General features: G+C 69.5%; 26 protein-coding genes. 8 read left to right on the forward strand and 18 right to left on the reverse strand.

Features of this window, described 5'->3' with window-relative positions:
* The 4 genes from cydD to cutA form a co-directional block, all read right to left on the reverse strand.
* On the reverse strand, window positions 1-1677 hold a 1677-nt coding region (gene cydD / locus ACFW0G_RS40740; protein WP_378330919.1), incomplete at its 3' end, for a thiol reductant ABC exporter subunit CydD.
* A gap of 44 nt (window positions 1678-1721) precedes the next feature.
* A complete protein-coding gene (cydB, locus tag ACFW0G_RS40745; RefSeq protein ID WP_378330887.1) occupies window positions 1722-2729 on the reverse strand; it encodes a cytochrome d ubiquinol oxidase subunit II in 1008 nt (335 codons plus the stop codon).
* 243 nt (window positions 2730-2972) lie between these two features.
* Window positions 2973-4466, reverse strand: a complete 1494-nt coding sequence (locus tag ACFW0G_RS40750; protein ID WP_378330888.1) for a cytochrome ubiquinol oxidase subunit I — start codon at window positions 4464-4466, stop codon at window positions 2973-2975.
* 111 nt (window positions 4467-4577) lie between these two features.
* Window positions 4578-4898, reverse strand: a complete 321-nt coding sequence (gene cutA / locus ACFW0G_RS40755) for a divalent-cation tolerance protein CutA (RefSeq protein ID WP_378330889.1) — start codon at window positions 4896-4898, stop codon at window positions 4578-4580.
* A 173-nt stretch (window positions 4899-5071) separates the two neighbouring features.
* Between cutA and ACFW0G_RS40760 the strand changes: the two genes are divergently transcribed.
* Window positions 5072-5671 (forward strand): TMEM165/GDT1 family protein, encoded by a 600-nt coding sequence (locus tag ACFW0G_RS40760; protein ID WP_378330890.1) that lies wholly within the window; start codon window positions 5072-5074, stop codon window positions 5669-5671.
* Between the two features lie 145 nt (window positions 5672-5816).
* Entirely contained in the window at window positions 5817-6494 is a 678-nt protein-coding gene (locus ACFW0G_RS40765) for a DUF998 domain-containing protein (RefSeq protein ID WP_378330891.1), read from the forward strand.
* Here ACFW0G_RS40765 and ACFW0G_RS40770 read toward each other — a convergent pair.
* From ACFW0G_RS40770 to ACFW0G_RS40780, 3 genes are read right to left on the reverse strand one after another with little or no spacing between them, the layout of a single operon-like run.
* On the reverse strand, window positions 6491-6847 hold the full coding sequence (locus ACFW0G_RS40770; protein ID WP_378330892.1) for a DUF6188 family protein: 357 nt from the start codon (window positions 6845-6847) through the stop codon (window positions 6491-6493). The genes ACFW0G_RS40765 and ACFW0G_RS40770 overlap by 4 nt on opposite strands.
* Window positions 6844-7485: an IclR family transcriptional regulator gene (locus ACFW0G_RS40775; RefSeq protein WP_378330893.1), complete on the reverse strand. Its 642-nt coding sequence runs from the start codon at window positions 7483-7485 to the stop codon at window positions 6844-6846. The genes ACFW0G_RS40770 and ACFW0G_RS40775 overlap by 4 nt, the downstream gene beginning before the upstream one ends.
* Complete coding sequence (locus tag ACFW0G_RS40780) at window positions 7482-8336, reverse strand: hypothetical protein (RefSeq protein ID WP_378330920.1); 855 nt, start codon at window positions 8334-8336, stop codon at window positions 7482-7484. Before ACFW0G_RS40780 ends, ACFW0G_RS40775 begins: the two co-directional genes overlap by 4 nt.
* 96 nt (window positions 8337-8432) lie before the next feature.
* On the opposite strand from ACFW0G_RS40780, the gene ACFW0G_RS40785 reads away from it, so the two are divergent.
* Together ACFW0G_RS40785 and ACFW0G_RS40790 are read left to right on the forward strand one after the other, a co-directional pair.
* Window positions 8433-9602 (forward strand): homogentisate 1,2-dioxygenase, encoded by a 1170-nt coding sequence (locus ACFW0G_RS40785; protein WP_378330894.1) that lies wholly within the window; start codon window positions 8433-8435, stop codon window positions 9600-9602.
* Window positions 9603-9729: 127 nt separating this feature from the next.
* Complete coding sequence (locus ACFW0G_RS40790) at window positions 9730-10530, forward strand: DUF2470 domain-containing protein (RefSeq protein ID WP_378330895.1); 801 nt, start codon at window positions 9730-9732, stop codon at window positions 10528-10530.
* Here ACFW0G_RS40790 and ACFW0G_RS40795 read toward each other — a convergent pair.
* Window positions 10527-10988, reverse strand: a complete 462-nt coding sequence (locus ACFW0G_RS40795; RefSeq protein WP_378330896.1) for a PPOX class F420-dependent oxidoreductase — start codon at window positions 10986-10988, stop codon at window positions 10527-10529. The genes ACFW0G_RS40790 and ACFW0G_RS40795 overlap by 4 nt on opposite strands.
* 22 nt (window positions 10989-11010) lie before the next feature.
* On the opposite strand from ACFW0G_RS40795, the gene ACFW0G_RS40800 reads away from it, so the two are divergent.
* The 3 genes from ACFW0G_RS40800 to ACFW0G_RS40810 all read left to right on the forward strand — a co-directional run bounded on the left by ACFW0G_RS40800 (window position 11011) and on the right by ACFW0G_RS40810 (window position 13890).
* Complete coding sequence (locus ACFW0G_RS40800) at window positions 11011-11823, forward strand: CPBP family intramembrane glutamic endopeptidase (RefSeq protein ID WP_378330897.1); 813 nt, start codon at window positions 11011-11013, stop codon at window positions 11821-11823.
* Window positions 11824-11949: 126 nt separating this feature from the next.
* Window positions 11950-13149: an arginine deiminase gene (locus ACFW0G_RS40805; RefSeq protein ID WP_378330921.1), complete on the forward strand. Its 1200-nt coding sequence runs from the start codon at window positions 11950-11952 to the stop codon at window positions 13147-13149.
* Window positions 13150-13332: 183 nt separating this feature from the next.
* Window positions 13333-13890 (forward strand): ferritin, encoded by a 558-nt coding sequence (locus ACFW0G_RS40810; RefSeq protein WP_378330898.1) that lies wholly within the window; start codon window positions 13333-13335, stop codon window positions 13888-13890.
* Between the two features lie 86 nt (window positions 13891-13976).
* Here the strand turns inward: ACFW0G_RS40810 and ACFW0G_RS40815 are convergent, their stop codons facing one another.
* The 5 genes from ACFW0G_RS40815 to ACFW0G_RS40835 form a co-directional block, all read right to left on the reverse strand.
* A complete protein-coding gene (locus tag ACFW0G_RS40815) occupies window positions 13977-14816 on the reverse strand; it encodes a hypothetical protein (RefSeq protein ID WP_378330899.1) in 840 nt (279 codons plus the stop codon).
* Window positions 14813-15325 (reverse strand): SigE family RNA polymerase sigma factor, encoded by a 513-nt coding sequence (locus ACFW0G_RS40820; protein WP_378330900.1) that lies wholly within the window; start codon window positions 15323-15325, stop codon window positions 14813-14815. The genes ACFW0G_RS40815 and ACFW0G_RS40820 overlap by 4 nt, the downstream gene beginning before the upstream one ends.
* Before the next feature lie 211 nt (window positions 15326-15536).
* Window positions 15537-15884 carry a DUF952 domain-containing protein gene (locus ACFW0G_RS40825; protein ID WP_378330901.1) on the reverse strand — a complete coding sequence of 116 codons (348 nt, stop codon included), beginning with the start codon at window positions 15882-15884 and terminating at the stop codon, window positions 15537-15539.
* Window positions 15885-15909: 25 nt separating this feature from the next.
* Window positions 15910-16791, reverse strand: a complete 882-nt coding sequence (locus tag ACFW0G_RS40830) for a DUF5926 family protein (protein WP_378330902.1) — start codon at window positions 16789-16791, stop codon at window positions 15910-15912.
* Between the two features lie 120 nt (window positions 16792-16911).
* Window positions 16912-17163 carry a hypothetical protein gene (locus tag ACFW0G_RS40835; protein ID WP_378330903.1) on the reverse strand — a complete coding sequence of 84 codons (252 nt, stop codon included), beginning with the start codon at window positions 17161-17163 and terminating at the stop codon, window positions 16912-16914.
* An 83-nt stretch (window positions 17164-17246) separates the two neighbouring features.
* Between ACFW0G_RS40835 and ACFW0G_RS40840 the strand changes: the two genes are divergently transcribed.
* The gene (locus ACFW0G_RS40840) at window positions 17247-18410 is read left to right on the forward strand and encodes a cytochrome P450 (RefSeq protein ID WP_378330904.1); all 1164 of its coding nucleotides are present in this window, start codon (window positions 17247-17249) and stop codon (window positions 18408-18410) included.
* 60 nt (window positions 18411-18470) lie between these two features.
* On the opposite strand, the gene ACFW0G_RS40845 is transcribed toward ACFW0G_RS40840, so the two are convergent.
* The 5 genes from ACFW0G_RS40845 to ACFW0G_RS40865 all read right to left on the reverse strand — a co-directional run bounded on the left by ACFW0G_RS40845 (window position 18471) and on the right by ACFW0G_RS40865 (window position 23954).
* Window positions 18471-19538: a DUF4328 domain-containing protein gene (locus ACFW0G_RS40845; RefSeq protein WP_378330905.1), complete on the reverse strand. Its 1068-nt coding sequence runs from the start codon at window positions 19536-19538 to the stop codon at window positions 18471-18473.
* Between the two features lie 2 nt (window positions 19539-19540).
* Window positions 19541-19900, reverse strand: a complete 360-nt coding sequence (locus ACFW0G_RS40850; RefSeq protein WP_378330906.1) for a rhodanese-like domain-containing protein — start codon at window positions 19898-19900, stop codon at window positions 19541-19543.
* Between the two features lie 53 nt (window positions 19901-19953).
* Window positions 19954-21558, reverse strand: coding sequence for a cation acetate symporter (locus ACFW0G_RS40855; protein ID WP_378330907.1), 1605 nt, complete (start codon window positions 21556-21558; stop codon window positions 19954-19956).
* Window positions 21555-21908, reverse strand: coding sequence for a DUF485 domain-containing protein (locus ACFW0G_RS40860; RefSeq protein WP_378330908.1), 354 nt, complete (start codon window positions 21906-21908; stop codon window positions 21555-21557). The genes ACFW0G_RS40855 and ACFW0G_RS40860 overlap by 4 nt, the downstream gene beginning before the upstream one ends.
* Window positions 21909-22166: 258 nt before the next feature.
* The gene (locus ACFW0G_RS40865) at window positions 22167-23954 is read right to left on the reverse strand and encodes a cation acetate symporter (protein ID WP_378330909.1); all 1788 of its coding nucleotides are present in this window, start codon (window positions 23952-23954) and stop codon (window positions 22167-22169) included.
* Window positions 23955-23975: the final 21 nt, after the last annotated feature.

Genomic DNA, 23975 nt, shown 5'->3' on the forward strand with positions numbered 1-23975 from the left:
CGCGCCGCCGCTTTGCGCGTGTGTTCTCTTATAAGGTGTTAATATAGGGCTCCGCGGCCCCCCGCGGGGTGCCCCCCGCGGGTGGGTCCCCCCCGTCTCCGGGTCCACCGCGACGACGGCGGACCGCTCGTGTGCGGCGATGATCGCCGCCGCGCCGTTGTCCACGGCCAGCTCCACGGCGTCCATGACGCGGCGGGCATTGACCTCGTCGAGGTGTACGGTGGGTTCGTCGAGCAGCATCAGCCACGCGCCCGAACGCACCCGCAGCAACGCCCGCGCGACGGCGACACGCTGCCGTTGCCCCAGCGAGAGTTTGTCCACTGGCCGGTCGGCGAGTCCGGTCAGGCCGAGTTCGGCGAGCACGGCGTCGACGTCCTCGCCTGCCGGAGTGAGTTCGTCTCGAACGGTGCCGCCCGCGAACACCGGGTTCTGCGGCACCCAGGCGACATCGCGTCGCCAGCGCGTCAGGTCGGCGTCGGCGAGGCGGGCGCCACCGACGGTGATCGTTCCATCGTACGACGGCACAAAACCCAGCAGTGTCAACAACGTCGTCGTCTTGCCGCCGCCGCTCGGCGCGCGAAGCCAGGCGATCTGACCCGGCCAGACCACGAAACTTTCCCCGTCGGGCGCGAAGCCTCCTCGCCGTTCGACACGCAGGCCCGACACTCGCACCTCGCCGCGAGGAAGCGGCTCCGTGCCGTCAGCGGGAACGGGCTCGGCCAAGATCGCGGTGACGCGACGCACCGCCTCGACGCCGTCTTCGCTGGCGTGGAACGCCGCGCCGACAGTGCGAATCGGCTGGTAGCACTCGGGCGCGAGGATCAGCACACCGAGACCGATCGCGAGCGGCAGGTTGCCACCCACGAGCCGGACGCCGATCACCACGGCGATCAACGCGACCGAAAGCGTCGCGGCGAGTTCGAGGACGAACGCCGAGGAGAAGGCGACCTTCAAGGTCTTGAGCGTCGCGCGACGATGCCGCTCCGAAAGCCGCCGGACGACGTCGGACTGGGCTCGGGCGCGCCGGAACGCGGTCAGCACGGGCAACGCGCGGACGAGTTCCAGCAGCAGCCCGGACATGCGGTGCGTCGCGTCGGTGGCCCCGGCGACACGATCGGCGGTGTAGCGGCCGACGAGGATCGCGAACATCGGCAGCAACGGCACGGTCAGCGCGATGATCACCGCGGACGGCCAGTCGGCGAACAGCACCGCTGCCCCGGCACCGAGCGGGACGACCGCGGCCGTCATCAGCGCCGGGAGGTACTCACGGAAGTAGGCGTCGAGCGCGTCGAGACCCCGGGTCGTCAACGCGGTCAGCTCGCCGTGCCCGCGCCGCGCGATCCACTCCGGACCGAGCCGCAGCACGTGGTCGACGGCCCTGGCCCGCAGTTCCTCCTTGGCGGTGGCGGCCGCGCGGGCCGAGATCACCCGCACCGCCCAGCCTGCCAGTGCCCGGCCCGCGACCACCGCGAGCAGGACGGCCAGCTGGGCGGTGCGGCCCCCGACTCCTGTGGAGACGACCGACGCGAGCACGTCGGCCAACAGGAAGGCCTGTGTCACCAGCAATGCGGCGTTGAGCAGCGAAAGCGCCGCGACCTGGGTCAACGCCCGGCGCGCCGCGGGCCCGAGAGCCCGAAACGCGCCGAGCGGACCCTTTCCCGGCCGCGCTGGGTCCATTGTGGACACCGTGGCGGAAAGGGACGCGCTGCCGGGAAGCTTCGTCATGGTGCGTGCACCGCGGGGATGTGCTGGGTGCCGATGCGCTTGCGGAACACCCAGTACGTCCAGCCCTGGTAGATCAGCACCGCGGGGGCGCCGAACAGGGACACCCAGCTCATCACCACGAGCGTGTAGTGGCTCGACGCCGAACCGGCGATCGTGAGGCTGTGCGCCGGATCGAGGGTCGACGGCAGGACGTTCGGGTAGAGCGCGCCGAAGATCGTGATCACGGCCGCGGCGACCACGACGCCGAGCGCGGCGAACGCCTGGCCGTCACGGTCGGCGCGCAGCCGCAGCCAGGCGACGACGGCCGCGAGCAGGGCGATCACCAGCGTGACCAGCGTCCACACCTTCCCCGACCGGGCCTGCACGATGATGAGGAAGGCCACCATCGGCAGCAACGCGACCGGCAGGATCCGGTAGGCCAGGACGCGTGCGCGTTCCCGCAGGTCACCGGTGGTTTTGAGGGCGAGGAACGCGGCGCCGTGAGTCAACGAGAACCCGACGACGCCGAGCGCGCCGAGCACGGTGTCCCACCGGATGGCGGCGAACGCGGAGCCGACCCGGTTGCCCGCTGCGTCGAGCGGCAGGCCGAGCGTGGTGGTCGCGAGCAGCAGCCCGACACCGAGCGGCGGGATCCACGAGCCGATCATGATGACCCGGTCCCAGGTCCGCCGCCAGTGTTCGGAGTCGACCTTCCCGCGGTACTCGAACGCGACGCCGCGGCCGATCAGCCCGACCAGCACGACGAGCAACGGCAGGTAGGCGGCCGCGAACAGGCCCGCGTACCAGGCGGGGAACGCGGCGAACATGACGCCGGCCGCGACGATGAGCCAGACCTCGTTGCCGTCCCACACCGGGCCGATCGTGTTGACCATGACGCGGCGTTCGGTGTTGTCGCGGCCGAGGATCGGCAGCAGCATGCCGACGCCGAAGTCGAAGCCTTCGAGGAAGAGGTACCCCAACCAGAAGACCGCGACGAGGCAGAACCAGATCGTCTCGAGCGTCATCGGTTCGGCTCCTTCTCCTCGGGCCCCGCCGGGGGCCGCGTCGACCGCGCGTCACGCGCTACCACGTCCCGCCGACGCCGGGCGTCCCCGAGGACGCCGTCGCGGCGAGTTATCCACAACCGGGTGAGTTGTCCACAGATCTGCTGTGGGTAACCCTCCCGGGTGACCATCCCGATACACTGGGTTCGGGGACGCCCCCCGAGGCGGGTGGGGGATACCTCGAGGGTGGTCAAGGGCGGCCGGTCAGTAGGCGAAGGCGAGAGTGTCGTCTTTGTCGTCATCGGATTCGCTGTCCTGCTGGGGTTTCGGGGGCATGACGGCGTCGACGCCGCCGCGGACGTACTTGCGCATGAGGTACACCTCGACCACGCCGAGCACGCCGTAGAGGGCGGTCAGCACGATCAGGGATGTCCACACCTCGCCTGTGGACAACTGCGACACGGCGCGGGCGGTGAACATCCACACCCCGTCGATCCCGGTCGGGTTCGGCGCGACCACGAACGGCTGCCTGCCCATCTCGGTGAAGATCCAGCCCGCGCTGTTGCCGATGAACGGCGTCGCGATCCCGCCGAGAGCCAGCAGCGGGAACCACCGGCCGCCCGGGATCCGGCCTCGCCGCGTCAGCCACAGCGCGAGCAGGCCGATCCCGGCCGAGATCGCGCCGAAGCCGATCATGGCCCGGAAGCCCCAGTAGGTCACCGGCAGGTTCGGCACGTAGTCGATCGGCTTGCCCGCGAGCGGGCCGAGCGCCGGGTCGTCCGGATAGTTCGTCCCGTACTTCGCCTGGTACTCCCCGATCAGGTTCTCCACGCCCTTGACCTCGGTCGAGAAGTCGTTGTGCGCCAAGAAGGACAGCAGCGCGGGCACGGTGAACGTCTTGACCGACTCGCAGTTCGCGTTCGCCACGTCGCCGATCGCGAGTATCGAGAAGCTCGCGGGCTTTTCCGTGTGGCACAACGCTTCCGCCGAGGCCATCTTCATCGGCTGCTGCTCGAACATGAGCTTGCCCTGCATGTCGCCGGTGATCGCGAGGACGGCGAACGCCGCCACGCCGACCCAGCCGCCGAGCCGCAGCGAGGACCGCCAGACCTCGCGGTGCTCGTCCTCGCTCTTGCGGCGCCGCCACAGGTGCCAGCCCGCGACGCCGACCAGGAACGCCGCCGCCACCGAGAACGCGCCGGCCAGCGTGTGCGGGATCGCGGCGAGCGCGGTGTTGTTCGTCAGCACCGCCCAGATCGAGTTCATGGTGGGCTTGCCGTTGTCGAACGTCACGCCGACGGGGTGCTGCATCCACGAGTTCGCGGCCAGGATGAAGTAGGCCGAGGCCATCGTCGCCAGCGAGAACGCCCACGCACAGGCGAGGTGCACCTTCTTCGGCAGCCGGTCCCAGCCGAAGATCCACAGGCCGAGGAACGTCGACTCGACGAAGAACGCGACGAGGCCCTCCATCGCCAGCGGCGCGCCGAACACGTCCCCGACGAAGCGCGAGTAGGCGCTCCACGACATGCCGAACTGGAACTCCTGCACCAGTCCGGTCACCACCCCCATGGCGAAGTTGACCAGGAGCAGCTTGCCCCAGAACTTCGTCATCTTGAGGTACTTCAGCGAACCGGTGCGGACCCACGCCGTCTGCATGACCGCGACCAGGATGGACAGCCCGATGGTCAGCGGGACCATCAGGAAGTGATAGACGGTGGTGATGCCGAACTGCCACCGCGCTAGCTCCAGGACCTCCACGCGATCAAGCCTGCTCCGCCAGCCGGAACCCGGCCAGTTCAACTGGTCCTGTTCTCGCCGGGACGAAGGTCCTGCCGCGGGAAAAGAAGGTCCCGCAAAGGAAAATCCGGCCTAGCGCGTCTCGAGGGTTACCCATTCGAGGTACTCGGCGCCGCCGCCCTCGATCGGCGTCACGATGATCTCCGGGACGTCGTAGGAGTGCCGTGCCTTGAGCAGGTCCACGAGCGCGGCCGCGCGATCCCGGGCTGTCTTGCACTCGACGCGCCACTCGGTCTCGGTCTGCACCGCGCCTTCCCAGCGGAACACGCTGGTGATCGGGCCGACGATCTGCGCGCACGCCGCCAGCTTCGCCTCGACGGCGGCGGAGGCCAGCGCGCGAGCGGCGTCCTCGGAATCGATGGTCGAGGCGACAACGACGTGGTCAGCGGGCATACCGCCACGGTACCGCAGACCACAAAAGCGATTTCGGCACGCCGAAAAAACGAATCCGGTCACCCTCGAAACAATATTCACGATACCCGACGACGCATTTCGCGAATCCCATCTGCTTGCCCTTTTCTGAATCGCTCCTTTATCGTTGCAGCGAAAGGGGCGTGAAAACCACGATGTCTACCACTGCTCTGGCGTTTCTCAGCGCGTTCGGCCTGGTCCTGGCCGTGGAACTGCCGGACAAGACGCTGGTCGCCACTCTGGTTCTCACCACCCGTTTCCGGGCATGGCCGGTTTTCGCGGGAGTGTGCGCGGCATTCGCCGTGCAATGCGTCGTCGCGGTCGCTTTCGGCAGTGTGCTCACCCTGCTCCCGGATACCGTTGTCGCTTTGGTCGTGGCCGCGATGTTCGGCGTCGGCGCGTTCATGCTCCTGCGGGAAGGATTCCGCGAAGGCACCGACGGCGGCGAGGACGCTTCACGCTCCGGGCCGGCCCCGCTGTCCTTCCTGCGCTCCGCGATCACGTCGTTCGGGGTGCTCTTCGCCGCCGAGTGGGGCGACGCGTCCCAGCTCGCGACGGCCAGCGTCGCCGCGAAGTTGGCGAGCCCGATCGCGGTCGGGCTGGGCGCGTTTGTGGCCCTGGTCTCGGTGGCCGGGCTCGCGGTGTTCATCGGCGCGAAGATCCGCAGCCGGATCCGGCCGCGGCTGATCCAGCGCTGTGCCGGGTTCGTCTTCGCGGGCTTCGCCGTCCTCTCCCTCGCCCAGCTGGCGTTCTGAGCCGCCGGCGCTTGCTACAGGGGTTTCACAGGATCGCCAGGTAACCTCTCGCGGAACCACGGGTGAGGGCAAGGTGAACCGGCGATGACGTCGGGGCGCCTTGCCCTCGCGCATGCCAGCCCCGACCCGCTCAGGAGACCGCCCGGTGACCTCGCCGAAGACCGCCGTCGCGCGTGCCGTCTCGCCCGTGCACGGCAGGCTGGCGGTCGTCGGCATGGCGACGGCGGTGCTCATCTCCGTCGACCTGCACATCCGGCTGTCCGGCCAGGTCAGCCCGATCTGGCAGACGCTGTCGGAGTACGTCTACGGCCGCCTCGGCCACGGCTCCGCCGCGCCCCTGTTCGGCGCGATGTGCCTGGCGCTCGCGCTCGGCTCGCTCGCACTGCTCACCGGGATCGCCAGGGCCCGCCGGGAGGGCACGCGGCCGGTGCTGGCCCTGCTCGGTGTGTGGTGTGCCGGGCTGCTGGTCTGCGCGACCGTCCCGGTGGATCCCGAGGGCCAGGCCCGCTCGCTGGCGGGCCAGGTGCACAACTACGCCGCGCTGACGGCGTTCGTCGCGCTGCCCGCGGCCGCGTGGGTGCTCACCCGGCGCGGCCGCTCCCGCTGCCCGTGGGAGCCGCGGCGGACCACGATCCGGTGGCTCGCCGCAGCCAGTATGACGAGCGTGCTGGTGGTGCTGGGCGGGTTCATCGCGACGCTCGTCATCGGCCCGGTGCACCAGGAAGTCAGCATGGGCCTGTTCGAACGCCTGCTGTTCACCATCGACCTGGCCTTGCTGGCCACGATGGTCCGGCCGCTGCTGGAACCCGCCCGGCCTCGCTAGCCCAGGGGATCGACGTGGATGTCCTCGACGCCGTCACCCGACAGCCACCACGACGTGTACTGCTCGTCGGGCCCGACGCGCAGTTCGGCGCCGTCATCGAACGTCAACGTCAGCCGGTGGTCCATCAGGTCGGCCGCCACCACGGTCCTGCCGAACAGCGCGAGCACGGGCGGCAGCGTGCTCCGCTCCTCCGGGTCGATCTCGTGCCGCACCCCGTCCGCGCCGAGCAGGGTGAACGGCACCGAGACGGCCAGCTCGGCGCAGACCTCGGCCCCACGGACCAGCAGGAGCCGCACCTGATGGTCGAACGCGGTACGGGTGACCTCGCAGCCGACCAGATCCGGCGTCGTCACGAGGTCTCCGTCCGGAGGATGTCCGCGAGCCTGGCGGCCGCGGCGACGACCTGGGGCCCGATCTCCTTCGCGGCGAGTGGCTCCAGCGACACCACGCCGACGCTCGCGCGCAGGCCCGGCACACCTCGCACCGGGGCCGCGACCCCGGACGCGCCCGCCTCCAGTTCGCCGGTGGACGTCGCCCAGCCGTCGCCGCCGGGGCGCAGCGTCATCGCCCTGCCCGCCGCGCCCGCCGCGAGCGGATGCCGCGTGCCGATGCGGTAGGCGACGTGGAAGCTGGTCCACGTCGGTTCGACCACGGCGACCGCGAGTGCCTGGTCGCCCTGCGCCACCGAGAGATGCGCTGTCGCGCCCACCTTCTCCGCCAGCTCGCGCAGCACCGGCGCCGCCGCGTCCCGCAGCTGCGGCAGCACCTGGCCCGCGAGCCGGAGCAGGCCGACGCCGAGCCGGACCTTGGTGCCGTCCCGCCAGACGAGCCCGCGTTCGGACAGCGGCACGAGCAGCCGGTACACCGCCGCCCGGCTGGCGCCGATCGCGACGGCGAGCTCCGAGATGGTCGCCGCGCCGCCACCGGCGTCGGCGACCGCCTGGAGCAGCGCCAGTCCGCGATCGAGCGTCAGCGAGCCTTCACGCGTCACAACAGTTCGAGTTCCCCGAGGTCGGCGATCGGCTCGTCGAACGACGCGGCCGCGTAGGACGCGAAGAGCTGCCGGACCGCCTTCGAGGCGGGTTCGGACAGCGCACGTGCCTCGTCGGCCAGCGCTTTCCCGTCGGTCGACTCCAGTGCCGCGCGGACGTCACCGCCGGACAGGCAGCGAGCCGAGGCGACCAGCAGGTTGAGGAAGCCGTGGTGGGTGAAGCCGCTGTCGGCGTCGGTGTGCCGGACGGCCCGGTGCAGGCTGTTGGTCGCCTTGAACGAGGCGCCGTCGGCACCACTGACCACGGACAGGAAGTCCGCGACCTCGTCGATGCTGGGGAAGTTCTCCCCGGCCTGGCCGCCGCACCGGATCTTCGGCCAGCTGCCGTGCTCGATGACCTTCCGCACGCCGTCCAGCCAGCCGACACCGCGGCGCGGCTCGACGACGCGGATGACGTCCTCGGGCACGAACTCCGAAACCCGCTCCAGCCACACCTCGTCGACATCCGACGGGGCGGGCATCTCGACCATCCGCAGCGCGAGCAGCTCGCCGCGGGATTCCACGATCGAAATGGCCTTCGGCACGCCGCCCAGACCGGTGTCGATGATCAGCGACAGCGGCAGCGGCTCCTTCGGTTTGATCTTGATGAGCTCGGTGATCAGCTCCGGCAGGCGAGAGGCCTGGCAGAGGAAAACCCCCAGTACACCGGCGTGTTCACCGGTCCGCGACGCGAAGTGCGCACGGAGCGCGTCGGGCATCTTCGCATCGGCAGGCGGGAACAACGCCGAGTCGTCGACGAGCCGCGCGAACAGGGGAGGAATTCCACGGGGGCCGGGGGGCGTGAGTTCCACAGCGCTTGACACGACTGACACGCTAGTAGCGTACGACATGAGGACAAAATCGTTCGTTAAACGGACACATCTCGATCGGTCACGAAGGAGGCACCGATGCCCTACTACCGGCAAGTAGGCGAGGTCCCGCACAAGCGCCACACCGCGTTCCGCAAGCCCGACGGCGGGCTCTTCGCCGAGGAGCTGATGGGTGTCGAGGGCTTCTCCGCGGACTCCGCGCTGCTGTATCACCGCGGCCTGCCGACGGCGATCGTCGACGCGGTGGCGATCGCGGACGAGCGCGGCTCGCTGACCCCGAACCACCCGCTCAAGCCCCGGCACTTCAAGACCCAGGACCTCAAGTTCGCCGAGGGCACCGACGCGGTCACCGACCGGCGGCGCCTGTTCGGCAACGCCGACGTGACCATCGGCTTCGTCACCGCGAACGCGCCCAGCCCGCTCTACCGCAACGCCGCCGGCGACGAGCTGTTCTACGTCCAGGGCGGTTCGGCGACGGTCGAGACGATCTACGGTGCCCTCGAAGTCGGCGACGGCGACTACCTCGTCATCCCGACGTCGTGCACCTACCGCGTCATCCCGCACGGCGAGGTCAAGCTGCTGACGCTCGAAGCCCGCGGGCACATCGGGCCGCCGAAGCGCTATCTGTCGGCGAAAGGCCAGTTCCTCGAGCACTCGCCGTACTGCGAGCGCGACATCCGGGGCCCGTCGGAGCCGCTGCTGGCCGACGGCACCGACGTCGAGGTCCTCGTGCGCCACCGCGCCGGGCTGACGCGCTACACCTACGCCACGCACCCGTTCGACGTCGTCGGCTGGGACGGCTGCCTGTACCCGTGGGCGTTCAACATCGACGACTTCGAGCCCATCACCGGCCGCGTGCACCAGCCGCCGCCCGTGCACCAGACGTTCGAGGGGCCGAACTTCGTCGTGTGCTCGTTCTGCCCGCGCAAGGTGGACTATCACAAGGACTCGATCCCGGTCCCGTACAACCACGCCAACGTCGATTCCGACGAGCTGATGTTCTACGTGCGCGGGAACTACGAAGCCCGCAAGGGCTCCGGGATCGGCATCGGCTCGCTTTCGCTGCACCCGTCCGGCTTCACGCACGGGCCGCAGCCGGGCGCCGCGGAGGCTTCGATCGGCGCCGAGTTCTTCGACGAAACCGCGGTCATGGTGGACACCTTCGCCCCGCTGGACCTCGGCGAGGCCGCCGAAACGTCCGAAGACCCCGGCTACGCCTGGACCTGGTCCGGACGAGGGCCCGCCTGATCCGCCCGGCGGCCGGTGCTCCCGTCACCCGCGAGCACCGGCCGCCCTGTTACGGCAGTCTGTGAAACGTCACGTCTTCCCTTGCGGCCGGAATTCAGGTTAGGCTCACCTAAGTAGGAGGTGAGCCGTGACCGAGGCCCCGATGACCATCCGCCGCCCGCCGGCGCCGAACCCGGCCGAACGCGCCAAGACGATCGCGACCCGCAATGGGCCGGCCTCGCTGGTGCCGACCGTGGAGCGGGCGGACTGCGACACCGGCCGGGTCGTGCCCGTGCTGCACCACGTGCACCACAGCGGCAGCGTCAGCATCCTGCTCCCGGACGCGCACGCCCTGGTCGGCGCCGCCAAGCAGGCACAACGCGGCGAACTCGCCGTCATGGTCGAACTCACCGACGAGGCGCCGGTGGACCTGCGCGAACCGATCCGCGGGCTGGTGTGGATCACCGGCTGGCTGCGTCCGCTCAGCGAGGTCTCCGCCCGCGCCCGCGCGGTGTCGATCGCCGAGACCCGGCCGGACCCGCGGCTGCTCGACGTCGGCCACGGCATGACCCTGCTGCGGCTCACCCCGGCGTCGATCGTGCTCGCCGACGCCGAGGGCACGCATTCGCTGCGCCCGCACATGTTCAGCGCGGCGCCGCCGGACCCGTTCCACGACTACGAGGCGGAATGGCTGCGGCATCTGGAAAGCGACCACCCCGACGTCGTCGAGCAGCTCGCCAGGCACCTGCCCGAGGACCTGCGGGACGGCCGGATCCGGCCGCTCGGCCTCGACCGCTACGGCCTGCGGCTGCGGGTCGAGACCGACGCGGGTGACCACGACGTCCGGCTGGCGTTCTCGCGGTCGGTCGACTGCCCGCGCCAGCTCTCCGCGGAGTTGCAGCGGTTGCTGGGCTGCCCGTTCCTGCGTCAGCAGGGTGGACGAGACTAGGCGAGTTCCGGCGGGAAACCACCCTTCGCGATCGGACCCCAGGATTCGATCGTCACGCGGATGAGGCTTTTGCCCTGCTTCCGCATGGCTTCGCGGTACTCGTCCCAGTCCGGGTGTTCGCCCGAAATACTGCGGAAGTACTCGACCAGCGGCTCGACGGAGCCGGGCAGGTCGAGCACCTCGGCGGTGCCGTTCACCTGCACCCACTGGTCGTTCCACTCGTCGGAGAGGACGCAGGCGGACACCTTCGGCGTGCGCCGGACGTTGACCGCTTTCGCCCGCTTCGGGTAGGTCGCGATGACGAGCCTGCCGTCGCCGTCGACGCCGCACGTGACGGGCGACAGCTGCGGGCCGCCGTCGGCCCTGGTGGTCAGCAGGATCGCGCGGTGGCGAGTGGACAGGAACTCGACCAGCGCGGCGCGGTCGATCTTTTCGTTGGTGGCGATGCTCCTCGGCATACCCCGAAGGTAGCGTGCGGACATGCATTCCCCCGTGCGGTCCTGGCTGGCCCCGGCGCGACCGGCGTTCCCCGGCGCGGTCACCGAACCCGGCGAGCGACGCGCGATCGTCGTCGAGCTGTGCGTCGTCTTCACCATCACGCTCGGCATGTCCGGGCTGCGCAGCCTTCTGTCCCTTGTGGACTCACTGCTCAAGCCGATCCCGCTCGCCCAGCAGCAGGCGCAGATCAACGTGCCACAGGCGGTGTCGAGCCTGATCGACATGACCAAGCAGCTGCTGTCCGCGGCGCAGCTGGTCGCCTGGGGCGCGCTCGGGCTGTACCTGTTGTGGCGGGCCGGGATCAAGCTCGGGCAGGTCGGCCTGGACCGGCGTTCGCCTGGCAAGGACACGCTGCTCACCGTCGTGCTCGCCGCGATCATCGGGATTCCCGGGCTGGGGCTGTATTTCCTCTCGTACCACCTCGGCTTCAGCCTCGCGGTCCAACCGTCCACTTTGGGCAGTACGTGGTGGCGGCCGATCACGCTGACGCTTTCGGCGTTCGGCAACGCGTTCGCGGAGGAGGTGCTCGTCATCGGGTACCTGCTGACCCGCCTGCGTCAGCTCGGCGTGCGCGAGAACGCGTCGGTGTTCGGTGCGGCGATCCTGCGTGGTTCGTACCACCTGTATCAGGGTTTCGGCGGATTCGCCGGGAACTTCGTCATGGGGCTGATCTTCGGCAGGCTGTGGCAGAAGACGAACCGGCTCTGGCCGCTGATCGCCGCGCACACGCTGTTCGACGTTGTGTCGTTCGTCGGATATGCGCTGTTGAAGGGGCATGTGTCCTGGCTGCCGTAGGCCCGGAACATGTCGAGGAGCGGAAAGCAGGCATCGCAGTCGCATCCCTCGCACTTTGCGTCACGGCCTGCTTTTCGTCGGATCGGCATCTACCAGCGCAGTAGGCTCGGCGGCGTGACTGACGAAATGGCACCACCCAAGGTGGACAGCGAGGTCGGGCCGCTGCGCACGGTGCTGCTGCACCGGCCGGGCAACGAGCTCAAAAGGCTGACGCCCCGCAACAACGACCAGCTCCTCTTCGACGGCATCCCGTGGGTGGACCGCGCGCAGGAGGAGCACGACGCGTTCGCCGAGGTGCTGCGCGGTCGCGGGGTGGAGGTGCTGCTGCTCGCCGACACACTGCGCACGACGCTCGAAGACACCCGCGCACACGCGGCCGGGGTGAAGGCCGCGGTCGACGACCGGCGGCTCGGCGGTGAGCTGGGCGATTCGCTGCGTTCACACCTGTCCAGTGTCGACGCGGCCACCCTCGCCGAGGTGCTGATGGCCGGGATGACGTTCGAAGAGCTGCCGGCGTCCGAGGGCGCCTCGCTGGTGCGGATGATGAACCACCCGCACGACTTCGCCGTCGACCCGCTGCCGAACCTGCTGTTCACACGGGACTCGTCGGCGTGGATCGGCGACCGCGTCGCGATCTCGTCGCTCACCATGCCGGCGCGGCGCCGCGAGACGCTGCTGCTCGACATCGTCTACGCCTATCACCCGCGCTTCCGGCACGCGGACCGCGCGTACGGGGCGCACTCGGCGCCGATCGAGGGCGGCGACATCCTGCTGCTGGCGCCCGGCGTGCTCGCCATCGGCGTCGGCGAGCGGACCACCGCCGCGGGCGCGGAATCACTGGCGCGTTCGGTCTTCGCCGACGGCATCGCACACACCGTGCTCGCGGTGCCGATCGAGCAGTCGCGCGCCACCATGCACCTGGACACCGTGTGCACGATGGTCGCCGCCGACGCCGTCGTCATGTACCCGCTCGCCCGCGATTCGCTGACCGCGTTCACCCTGCGCCCGACCGGCGACGGTGGCGTGAAGGTCGCGGGCCCGGCGCCGTTCCTCGACGCCGCCGCCGAGGCGATGAACATCGAGCGGCTCCGGGTGATCGACACCGGCCTCGACCCGGTGACCGCCGAACGCGAGCAATGGGACGACGGAAACAACACGCTCGCGCTCGCGCCGGGCGTCGTCGTCGGATACGAGCGGAACATCGAAACCAACGCGCGGCTCGAAGACGCCGGGATCGAGGTCCTGCCGATCACCGGCTCGGAACTCGGGTCGGGCCGGGGCGGGCCGCGCTGCATGTCCTGCCCGATCCGCCGCGACTCGCTCTGAGCACGGGAAGTATGGCGAAACACGAACAAGAGGAGCGAAGTTAGCCTTTCCTAAATTCGATTTCCTATTTAGGGGAGGCTAACCGAAATAAGTCGGAACTTGCTTTAGGAATGGTAACCTAATAGGGGGTAGATCACCAGCCAAAAGTGGAAACGACTACATAGCGAGTGTATTGTTTTTGGCATGGCCGTCACGAAGCTGAAGAAAGAATCCGGCTCGAAGTTCTACGAGCTGCTGCAAACCCAGGTGCACAACGAGTTCAACGCGTCCCAGCAGTACATCGCGCTGGCGGTCTGGTTCGACGCACGGGACCTTCCCCAGCTGGCGAAGCACTTCTACAAGCAGTCGGTCGAGGAGCGCAATCACGCGATGGCGCTCGTCCAGTACCTGCTGGACCGCGACCACCACGTGGAGATCCCCAGCTCCGGCGACGTGCGCAACGACTTCTCCAGCGCCACCGAGGTCGTCGAGCTCGCGCTGAACCAGGAGAAGGAGGTCGCGGCCGATATTTCGGCCATGGCCAAGGCCGCGCGCGCCGAAGAGGACTACATCAGCGAGCAGTTCACGCAGTGGTTCCTCAAGGAGCAGGTCGAGGAAATCTCGCAGATGAGCACACTGCTCAATGTCGTCAAGCGTGCCGGCGACAACCTGTTCGAGGTCGAGGCGCACCTGTACCGCGAATCCGTCGGCGACGGCGGCGCGGACAGCGGAATGCCCCCGGTCGCGGGCGGCGCGCTCTGAGCTCTCCCACCACGACAGCGTCATCCAAAGAGTAGAGAACCCGGGCTCTCCCCCTGTGGAGCAGCCCGGGTTTTCCGTTGTGCGCCTCAGCAGTCCTGGTAGACGCTGGACAGGTAGACGCTCGCCACCTCGCCCGCCTGGGTGAGGGTGAAGTGGTAGTTGGCGACCTGCCCGGCCGGGGCGACCAGCCCGTCCGGCCCTTCGGCGGCACCAGGATAGCTGGTGAGCACGTCCTCTTTGGACGAACCCGCCCCGATGCCCTCCGGGGTGTGCGCCGGGGCCGCCGGGGTGACCGCGACGACGCCGCTCGACTGGGAAAGCGCCGCGTTCACCGAAGTCGGCAACCCGCCGCCCTGGACGTCGAAGTACGAACAGGCGTCAGCGGTCTTCTTGTTGCTGACCTTCATGCCCTGCGCGGTCACCTGTGCCTCGGTCATCCCCAGTTTCAACGCGCCGATGCCGTTCGCGGTCAGCAGCGGACCCGTCGTCACCTTCGACGTCTGGGGCTTCGAGGGCGTCGTGGTGGCGCCACGGCCGCCGGTCGTGTGCGGCGGATTCTCCGCGTGTCCGGGCGGCGGTGAGCTCGGCGGTGGCTGCTGCGGATTGGACGTCTGCCCCTGCGAAACCGCCGATGGCGGCCCAGACGTCGAGGGCGCGGGCGGCTGCGTCGACAGCTCGGGCGGAGTCGCCGCCATCACGGTGCTGCTGTCGCTGCCGCGGATCTTGACCACCGCGAAGCCGCCGACGACGAGAACCGCCGCCATGGTCACCCCGGACGCCGACAGCACGACATGGCGCCGATGCCGACGTCGCCGCGCGCCGGCCACGATCGTCTCTTCGGCGCTCGTCCCCGGCTGGACTCCGAGACGCTCATCGGCGAACAACGCGCGAAGCCGCTGTTCGAGCTCGTCTTCGGAGACGTTCACTCGGCTTCACTCCCTTCGCCATCGAGTCCGGTCAGCGTCAGTTTCGTCCGCAACGACGTGATCGCCTTGCTGGCCTGGCTCTTCACCGTGCCCTGGGTGACCCCCAGCGCGGCCGCGATCTCCGCCTCGGACAATCCGTCGTAGTAACGCAACACCATCACCGCGCGTTGCCTCGGCGGCAGGGCGCGTAACGCCTGCCACAGTGGCTCGTGCTCGAACGGGTCGGCGTGACTGAACGGCTGCGAGTCCGGAATCTCGGCGACGAGGTTCTCCCGCTTCGTCCGCCGCCAGCGGCTGACGTGCGCGTTCGCCATCGAACGGCGGATGTAGGCCAGCGGGTCGCCCGTCTTGTTCTGCACGTACGCCCAGCGCGAGCCGATCTTCTCGAGCACCGTCTGCACCAGGTCCGCCGCGTCGTGCGGGTTCCCGGTCAGCGCGTGCCCGTAGCGAAGCAGCCCTGGCAACGTCGCGCGCACGAACTCGCCGAAGTCAGCGAACTCGCCCGGCACGGACGTCGACCTCCCTCGGCTCTCGCGAGCCAATCCCGTGTCTCCCAGCGGGAAGACGGGTGCCGCTGCGGTCACCGTATCGCCTCCCCGTGGATTCGCGTCGCCGAGCGCCGAGTTGCCGTCCTCCCCCATACGCATCGCACCCCCCGCTGGTTGTCCGGTTCGCTCCATCACTTCGTGGGACGCCCGGATGGGGGATACGTTGCCATGCTCACCGCCGCGTCAGGGAGCCTGGGGGAAGGTAACGTCCGTCGCTCTGAGCTGGGAATTCATGCACGGCGACGACGGCCGCGCGCGGGATGGGCCCGTAGACGTGCGGGAACCAGATCCCGGCCGGATGCGGCGGGTCGCCGTCCTCCCAGCGGACCGGCGCGCCGACCGCGGCGACGTCGATCTCCAGCAGCACGAGGTCGGTGCGGCCGGTGAACAAGGCGTTGGCGGGCAGATGCACCGTGCCGGGGTCGGCGCAGTGGACGAACCCGACGTCGCCGAGCGACGCCGGGCGGTATTCGTCCTCGACGTTCTGCCAGTCGTCGCGGCTACAGATGTGCACGATCATGCCCCGATCGTGCCACCCGGACGGGTCAGCGGAGGGTGAGCTGCCGCCCGATCAGGCCGTCGCGGGCCCGGCGCTCGGCGGCGTTGAGAGGCTCGGAGTCGAGCGACTTCAGCGCGGCGTCCAGCCGGGTGCCGAGCTGGTCCTTGGCCTCCGCCCACTCGCGGGCGTGGGCCTCGGGGTCGAGGTCCCAGACCGGCACCAGCAGCCCGTGTGCCCGGAACGAACCGGCGTAGCGGGTGCCCTCGCCGAGCCCCAGCTCCCCTGCGGCGGACAGCCGCGCAAGCGCTTGCAGCAGCAGGTTCTCCTGCTCGGGACGGATCCAGCGCAGGTGCGCCTTCTCGCCGGCGAGCACCCAGTATGCCCCGGCGCCGAGGCGCTCGGTCGGCATGATCGCGGCGTTCGCGCGCTCCAGCGAAACGGCGACGTCGCCGGTCGCGTCGGCGTCCTCGGGCAGCCACCATGCGAAGTCGGTGTGCAGCGTGACGTCGAGCTCGGCGTCGGCGACCAGGAGATCCTGGAGGCGCGCGTGCTCGTCGGCCTGCGGCGGGGTGGTGGTGTCCGGCACCGCGAGCACGTCGCCGGGCTTGGCGTCGAGCAGCCACTTGAGCGAGCGGCCGAGGTCGCGGCTGATGTCGGAGGAACGCGTCTGCACCTGGAGGCCGAGGTACCGCTCGCCGTCGGACCGGACGAACGCGGCCGCCGCCATCGGCAGGACGGTGCCCAGCGTGACGTCGCCGCCGTCCTTCAGCGACAGCTTCGCCGTCGCCGACGGCACGAACTCGCGCAGCGCGATCAGCTCGGGCTCGGCGGCGAGCCCCTCGAACGGCTGCCCGACGAAGACGTCGCGCACCTTCGGCTGACGATCGGTGCCCTTCTTGGGGCCCTTCTTGCGCGCGCCCTTGCCCACTGCTGCCTCCTCAAGCTCGGGCCATGACGCTATCGAAGACGCGGGTTCGCCACGTGTCCGGCCCCTGGGTCCGAGATGGCTCCAGCGCGGCCGGGAACGGCCCGAGGCACCTGGTAGAGCCTAGGGAACTCGGGTAGCTGCGATGTACAGAACGACACTCGCTCCGCCGAGCAGAAGTGGGACGATCACCAACGTCCAGATCAGGACGCGTTTGATCCTGACCAGTGTCGCGAGTGTTTCGAGTTTGATCTGCAGGTCGACTTCGTCGGGATTTTCAGCTGCCAGAAGCCGCCCCAGTACCAATGCGGATTCGGGGGTGTTCCGGAACTCAGCGGGCGTGAGCAGACCGAACTCGGTCAGTGACTCGGCCATGGGCGCGTCTCCCTTCGGCAGGTTCTCGCCGAGGTCGCTCGCAGGACGCGGGACGTTACGCGACGTCGGGTTAGAGTCGGCTCGTGTTCGACCCTCGTGATCCCGCCTTCCTCGCCGACCCGTATCCCGCGTTCGCCGCGTTGCGTGCCGAGGGTGAAGTGCACCGGCATGACGACCTCGGCCTCGCGATCGCCGTGTCGCACGCCGCGTCCGCGGCGGTGTTGCGGCACCGGGGACTCGGGCGGATCTGGCAGGACGCGCGGCCGGCCGAGCGGTTCGCGTCGTTCAACCTGCTGCACCGGAACTCCTTGCTGGAGAACGAACCTCCCGCACACACCCGGCTGCGTCGGCTCATTTCCGGCGCGTTCGCGCGCGGGCACGTCGAGCGGCTACGCCCGATGGTCACCGAGTTCGCGGAGACGATGGTCGACGAGCTGGCCGAGGAGATCGCGACCGACGGCTCGGCCGATCTGCTCGAACACCTCGCCCAGCCACTGCCGGTCGCGGTCATCGCGGAACTGCTGGGCGTGCCCGACGCGGACCGGCCGCGGCTGGTGCCTTGGTCCAACTCCATCGTCAAGATGTACGAATTCGACCTGCCCGAGGAAGGTCGTGACGCTGCCGAAGCCGCGGCCGCGGAGTTCGTCGCGTATCTGCGCGAGCTGGCCGAGGCGCGGGCGGCGTCGCCGGGTGACGACATCGTCAGCGACCTGCTGCGCAGCGAGCTGACGCCGGACGAGCTGGTCGCGACCGCGGTGTTGCTGCTGATGGCCGGGCACGAGGCGACGGTGAACGTCATCGGCAACGGCGTCGCGGCGCTGCTGACGTATCGGAACCAGTGGGAGCGGCTGATCGCGTCGCCGGAGTTGCTGGACTCGGCGATCGAGGAGCTGATCCGGTTCGACTCGCCGTTGCAGCTGTTCGAGCGGACCGCGACCGAGGACGTCGAGATCGCGGGTTTCCGGGTGGCGCGCGGGGAGAAGATCGGGGCGTTGCTGGGCGCGGCGGCGCGGGATCCGAAGGTGTTCGCGGAGCCGGACGTGCTGGACATCGGACGGTCGCCGAACGCGCACCTCGGGTTCGGGATGGGGATCCACTACTGCGTCGGGGCGCCGCTGGCGCGAGTCGAGATCGGTGCCGCGTTGAAGGCCTTGACGACGCGGTTGCCGGAGCTGCGGCTGGTGATGGCGGAGCGGCGGCCGGAGTTCGTGATCCGGGGTCTGAAGGAACTACGCGTCGGCGTGTAGGCCCGAGCGGACGACACGCGTACGCAGACGGACGACTCGCGTACCTGGATGGACGACTCGTCAGCGGGGGGCGGTCGCCGGGCGGGCCGGGCGGGAGGGCGTCGGGGCGCCTTCGACGCGCAGGACACGCAGTTCGCGGAGTTTGGCCCCGGCGATCGGCATCAGCAGCTCCGAGAACTGCCGGACGAGCAGCGCCGTGACGGCGGCGAGCCCGGCGGCCGACAGGTCGGTCAGCGCGATCAGCACGACGCTGTCGGCCAGCGCCTGCACGCCGCCGCGGAAGCGCCAGTAGATCGTGACCGCGAGCAGCACCCAGTTCAGCAGCCAGGCACCCCACCACACCAGCACCAGCCGCGAGGGCTTCGGCCGTGCAGCACGGGAACGGCGTAGCACGGCGTGTTCCAGCTCGCCGACCACGGACAGCGCCATCGGCAGATTCACCACCGGCACCAAGACACCGACCAGCACCTGCCACTGCGGACGCGACGGGGCCTCCCCCAGTTCGTCCGCGGCGGCAAGACGGGCGACGAGGAGCCACCAGATCGACAGACCGGCGGGCAGCAGCGAAAGGATCGTCGTGAGCAGCCCGGCGGTGACGACGAAGGCGTCGGAGAAGGACACCACCGACGTACTCAGCGCCGACTCGCGGCTCTGCACGAGCAGGACGTATCGCCAGATCTCCGCCCCGGCGGCGACCGTGGCGAGCACGACGAACGCCCACAGCACCACGACGAGGCTGCGGGAGAGCACCGGGATCCGGTCGATCGGGCGGACGGCGTCGGAGGCGGTGCCGGGCACGGCCGTCGGGCGGCGCCAGACGAGGTTCGGGAAACCCCAGCGCGGCGGCACCGGGTACGAGGGCGGCCCCAGGTAGGGCTCGCGGACGGCGGGACGTCGTCGCGGCCAGGCGCCGGGCGGCGGTGACGCGACCCAGCGCAGCCGCGGCCGGTACACCGGCCGACGGTGGTACGGGTAGGCCTCGGCCTGCGCGGCCAGCGTGCGCCCCGCTTGCTGCGCCTGGGCGGGATGCGGCGCCGCGGGCACGGCCGGCCAGTGGCCCGTGCCCGGGTACGCGGGCGCGGGGTACGGCTGCGCCGGGGGTCGCGGCGGTTGCTGGCCTGGGTGCACGGTTACAGGACTTCGGGCTCGATACCGGGCAGCTCGCTGACCATCGGGCGGCCCTCGCGCTGCCACGAGCCCATGCCACCTGCGACGTTCACCGCGTCCCAGCCGCTGGCGTTGAGCCACGCGGCGGCCCTGGCGGAGCGCCCGCCGCTGCGGCAGATGACGTAGACCGGCTGGTCCTCGGGCAGGTCCTCCAGCTCGCCGACGCGCGCGGGCAGCTCACCCATGGGGATGTGCAGGGCGCCGGGGGCGTGTCCGGCTCGCCACTCGTCGTCCTCGCGGACGTCGAGCAGCGGAAGACCGTCGCGCGGGAGATCGCGCACCGCGGCGGTGGGGATTTCAGCAGGGCTTACCACGCTCTCCATGCTGCCACGCCGTCCCGTGACACGCGCGTGAGCTGCCGGAAAAGTCCGTGCCGCTAGTGGACCACGGCTTTTTCGGCGCCGGCGCCGGTGAGGGCGCGGACCTCCATCTCGGCGTACTTCTTCGCGTTGCGCTCCTTCGACAGCACCGTGCCGAGCCAGCCGAGGAAGAACGACACCGGGATCGACACCAGGCCCGGGTTCTCCAGCGGGAACCAGTGGAAGTCGACACCCTTGATCATCGGCTTCGCCCCGCCCGACACCGCGGGCGAGAACACGATCAGCACGACACACACGATCAGGCCGCCGTAGATCGACCACAGCGCGCCCTGGGTGTTGAAGCGTTTCCAGAACAGCGAGTAGAGGATCGTCGGCAGATTCGCGGACGCCGCGACCGCGAAGGCCAGCGCCACCAGGAACGCCACGTTCTGCTCCTTGGCGAGGATGCCACCGATGATCGCGACCGCGCCGATCACCAGCGCGGTCATCCGCGCCACCCGCACCTCGGAATCCGGGGACGTCTTGCCCTTCTTGATCACGTTCGCGTAGACGTCGTGCGCGAAGGACGCCGACGCGGTGATCGTCAGGCCCGCGACCACCGCCAGGATCGTCGCGAACGCGACCGCGGCGATGAACCCGAGCAGCACCGGACCGCCCAGTTCCAGCGCGAGCAGCGGCGCGGCGGCGTTCGTCGATCCCGGCGCCTTCGAGATCTTCTCCGGGCCGACGACGGCACCGGCGCCGTAGCCGAGCACCAGCGTGAACAGGTAGAAGACGCCGATCAGGACGATCGCCCACACCACGGAACGCCGGGCGTCGCGCGCGGTCGGCACCGTGTAGAAGCGCATCAGCACGTGCGGCAGCCCCGCGGTCCCGAGCACCAGTGCGATGCCGAGCGAGAGGAAGTCGAGCTTCGTCGTGCCGGTCTTGCCGTACTGCTTGCCGGGGTCGAGCAGCGCCGCCCCGCCCTTGCCGCCCTTGTCGATCGCGGCCTGGAACAGGTTCGACAGGTTGAAGCCGTACTTGCCGAGCACCCACAGCGTCATCGCGAAAGCGCCGATGATGAGCAGCGCGGCCTTGATGATCTGGACCCAGGTCGTGCCCTTCATCCCGCCGATCAGCACGTACAGGATCATGATCACGCCGACGACGGCGATGACCAGGTCCTGCCCGAGGTTGCCCTCGATGCCGAGCAGCAGGTTGACCAGCCCGCCCGCGCCCGCCATCTGGGCGAGCAGGTAGAAGAACGACACGGCGAGCGTCGAGATCGCCGCTGCGGCCCGCACCGGACGCTGCCGCATCCGGAAGGCGAGGACGTCGCCCATGGTGAATTTCCCGGTGTTGCGCAACAACTCCGCGACGAGCAGCAGCGCGACCAGCCAGGCCACCAGGAACCCGATCGAATACAGGAATCCGTCGTAGCCGTTGATCGCGATGGCCCCGGCGATACCGAGGAACGACGCCGCCGAGAGGTAGTCGCCGGAAATCGCGATACCGTTCTGCGGCCCGGTGAAGGCGCGGCCGGCGGCGTAGTAGTCCGAAGCCGTTTTGGTGTTGCGGCTGGCGCGGAACACGATCCCCAGCGTGATCACCACGAACACGGCGAAAATGGTGATGTTGAGGGCGGAGTTGCTGCCCTGCACACCCGCGGCGAGGCTCATCGGCGCTGCTCCCCTTCGATTTCGGCGCGGAGCTCATCCGCCACGGGGTCGAGCTTCCGGTTGGCGTACCGCACGTACAGCCCGGTGATCACGAACGTCGAGACGAACTGCAGCAGGCCGAGCACGAGGCCGACGGTGATGTTGCCGAACAGCTTGGTGCTCATGAACCCGTGTGCGTAGTCGGCGAGCAGGACGTAGAGCAGGTACCACGCCAGGAACAACGCCGTCATCGGGAAAACGAACACCCGCAGCCTTCTGCGCAGCCGCGCGAACTCGGGGCTGCCCTGCACCCGCTCCCACTCCGTTTCCGGTTCCGCCCCACCGGCTGTTTCCTGCTCGGTGCCACTCACTGCGGACCCCCACCTTTCCCTGTTCTCCCGGCCCGTCGATCTATCGCAGCGACAGGGAGATCATGCCCCCGAACAGCCCGATTCAACCCTCATCTATTTGAGTGAACGGTATGACGGAAAGTAGAACTTTGTCCGCGAGGTTCTGCGCCGGATGTGCGAATTGCCCACCCTTGCCCTCTCGATCGTGGGCTAATCAACTGACAGTGGGTGAGTAAACCGCCGTCCGGGTCGTCTTTTACTCGACCGGCCGAGTGGCAGTTACTTGCGGTGTTTGCCCTTGCCGGTGCGGGTCTTCTCCTCCGCCTGGCCGAACCGCGCCACGGCCCTGTCCCGCATGAAGCCGAGCGGATCCGGCGCGTGCAGGCGCAGCATGATGTCGTGCACGTGTTCCGGCCTGCCGTAGCCGGTCACACGGCTGACCAGGTACGTCGTGAGGAACGCGACCGGCACGCTGATCAGCGCGGGCTGGTTGGTGAACCACGGCGCCCAGCCGCCGGTGTAGCCGCTGACGATGTTGGTGATCAGCGCCGCGAGCACGAGCCCGCCGCCGACGGTCATCCCGGCCATCGCACCGGGCCAGCTCAGCTTGCGCCACCAGATGCCCAGCACCAGCAGCGGGCAGAACGTGGACGCCGCCAGCGCGAACGTCATCCCGATGGACAGCGAGATGTCGTCCGGGCGCAGCGTCGCCGCGAGCACCATCGGGATGATGGCGGTGATCCCGGTCGCGAGCCGGAAGTCCCAGACCCGCCCGGGAAGCACGTCGGTCGACACCACCCCGGCGACGCTCACCAGCAGCCCCGACGTACTCGACAGGAACGCCGCGAACGCGCCCGCGGCGGTCACCGCGGCGAGGAGCTGACCGCCCACCCCCGGCAGGATCGCCGTCGGCAGGTTCAGCACCGCCGCGTCGGTCTTGCCGGTGACGAGCAGTTCCGGCACATACATTCTCGACAGCGCGCCGAGCATCGTCGGGAACAGGTAGAACAACCCGAGCAGCAGCAGGACGTGCACCGTGGTGCGGCGCGCGGCCTTGCCGTCCGGATTCGTGTAGAAGCGGACGAGCACGTGCGGCAGGCCCATGGTGCCGAGGAACAGCGCGAACATCAGCGAGTACGTCTCGAGCAGGCCGGAGAGCCCCTTGGAGCCCGGACTGAGCCAGTCGTCGTTCAGCGACGTCGATTCGGTGACCACCGGCACCGGGGCGCCCGCGGGGAACTTCAGCGTCGTCCCCTCCGACACCGAGTGCGGCACGAGCGGCGCCCACCGGGCCAGACCGTCGGCCGGGGCGTGGTCGATCCTGCCGTAGGCGAAGAAGTACGTCTCCGCGGTCACCTTCAGCGTGACGTCGGTCTGGACGCTGACCTTGGTCTCCTGCGGGAACACCGGCGGTGCCGCGGCGCCGAGCGGCCGGACCCCGCCGGGGCCGCCACCGGTGAAGAACACCATGCACAGGACGAACGCGGGCACCGCGACCGCGAACAGCTTGAGCCAGTACTGGAAGGCCTGCACGACGGTGATCGCGCGCATCCCGCCCGCGATGACGTTGACCGCGACCACGCCCATCACGAGCATCGCGCCCGCCCAGGCGGGGAGCGGCAGCAGCGTCGTCAGGGTGAGCCCCGCGGCCTGCAACTGCGGGACCATGTAAAGGATCCCGATGAAGATCACGAACGCCGTCGAGAACTTGCGCAGTGTCTTGGAACCCAGCCGCGCTTCGAGGAAGTCGGGCAGCGTGTAGGCGCCGGACCGCCGCAGCGGCGCGGCGACGAACAGCATCAGCGCCAGGTACCCCGCGGTGAACCCGATCGGGAACCACAACGCGTCGGCGCCCTCCTTGAGCACGATCCCCGCGATGCCGAGGAACGACGCGGCCGACAGGTACTCACCGGAGATCGCTGCGGCGTTGCGACGGGACCGGACGGTGCGGCGCGCGACCAGGAAGTCGTGCGTGCTGGTGGCCGAGCGCGAAGAGCGGTGACCGAGGTAGAAGGTCACCACGATGACCACGACGATCGCGGTCAACGCCCAGGGGTTCAGCTGCACAGGGGAAATCCTCGCACGTCG

The sequence above is a fragment of the Amycolatopsis sp. NPDC058986 genome (assembly GCF_042741125.1).
Classification (GTDB): Bacteria; Actinomycetota; Actinomycetes; order Mycobacteriales; family Pseudonocardiaceae; genus Amycolatopsis.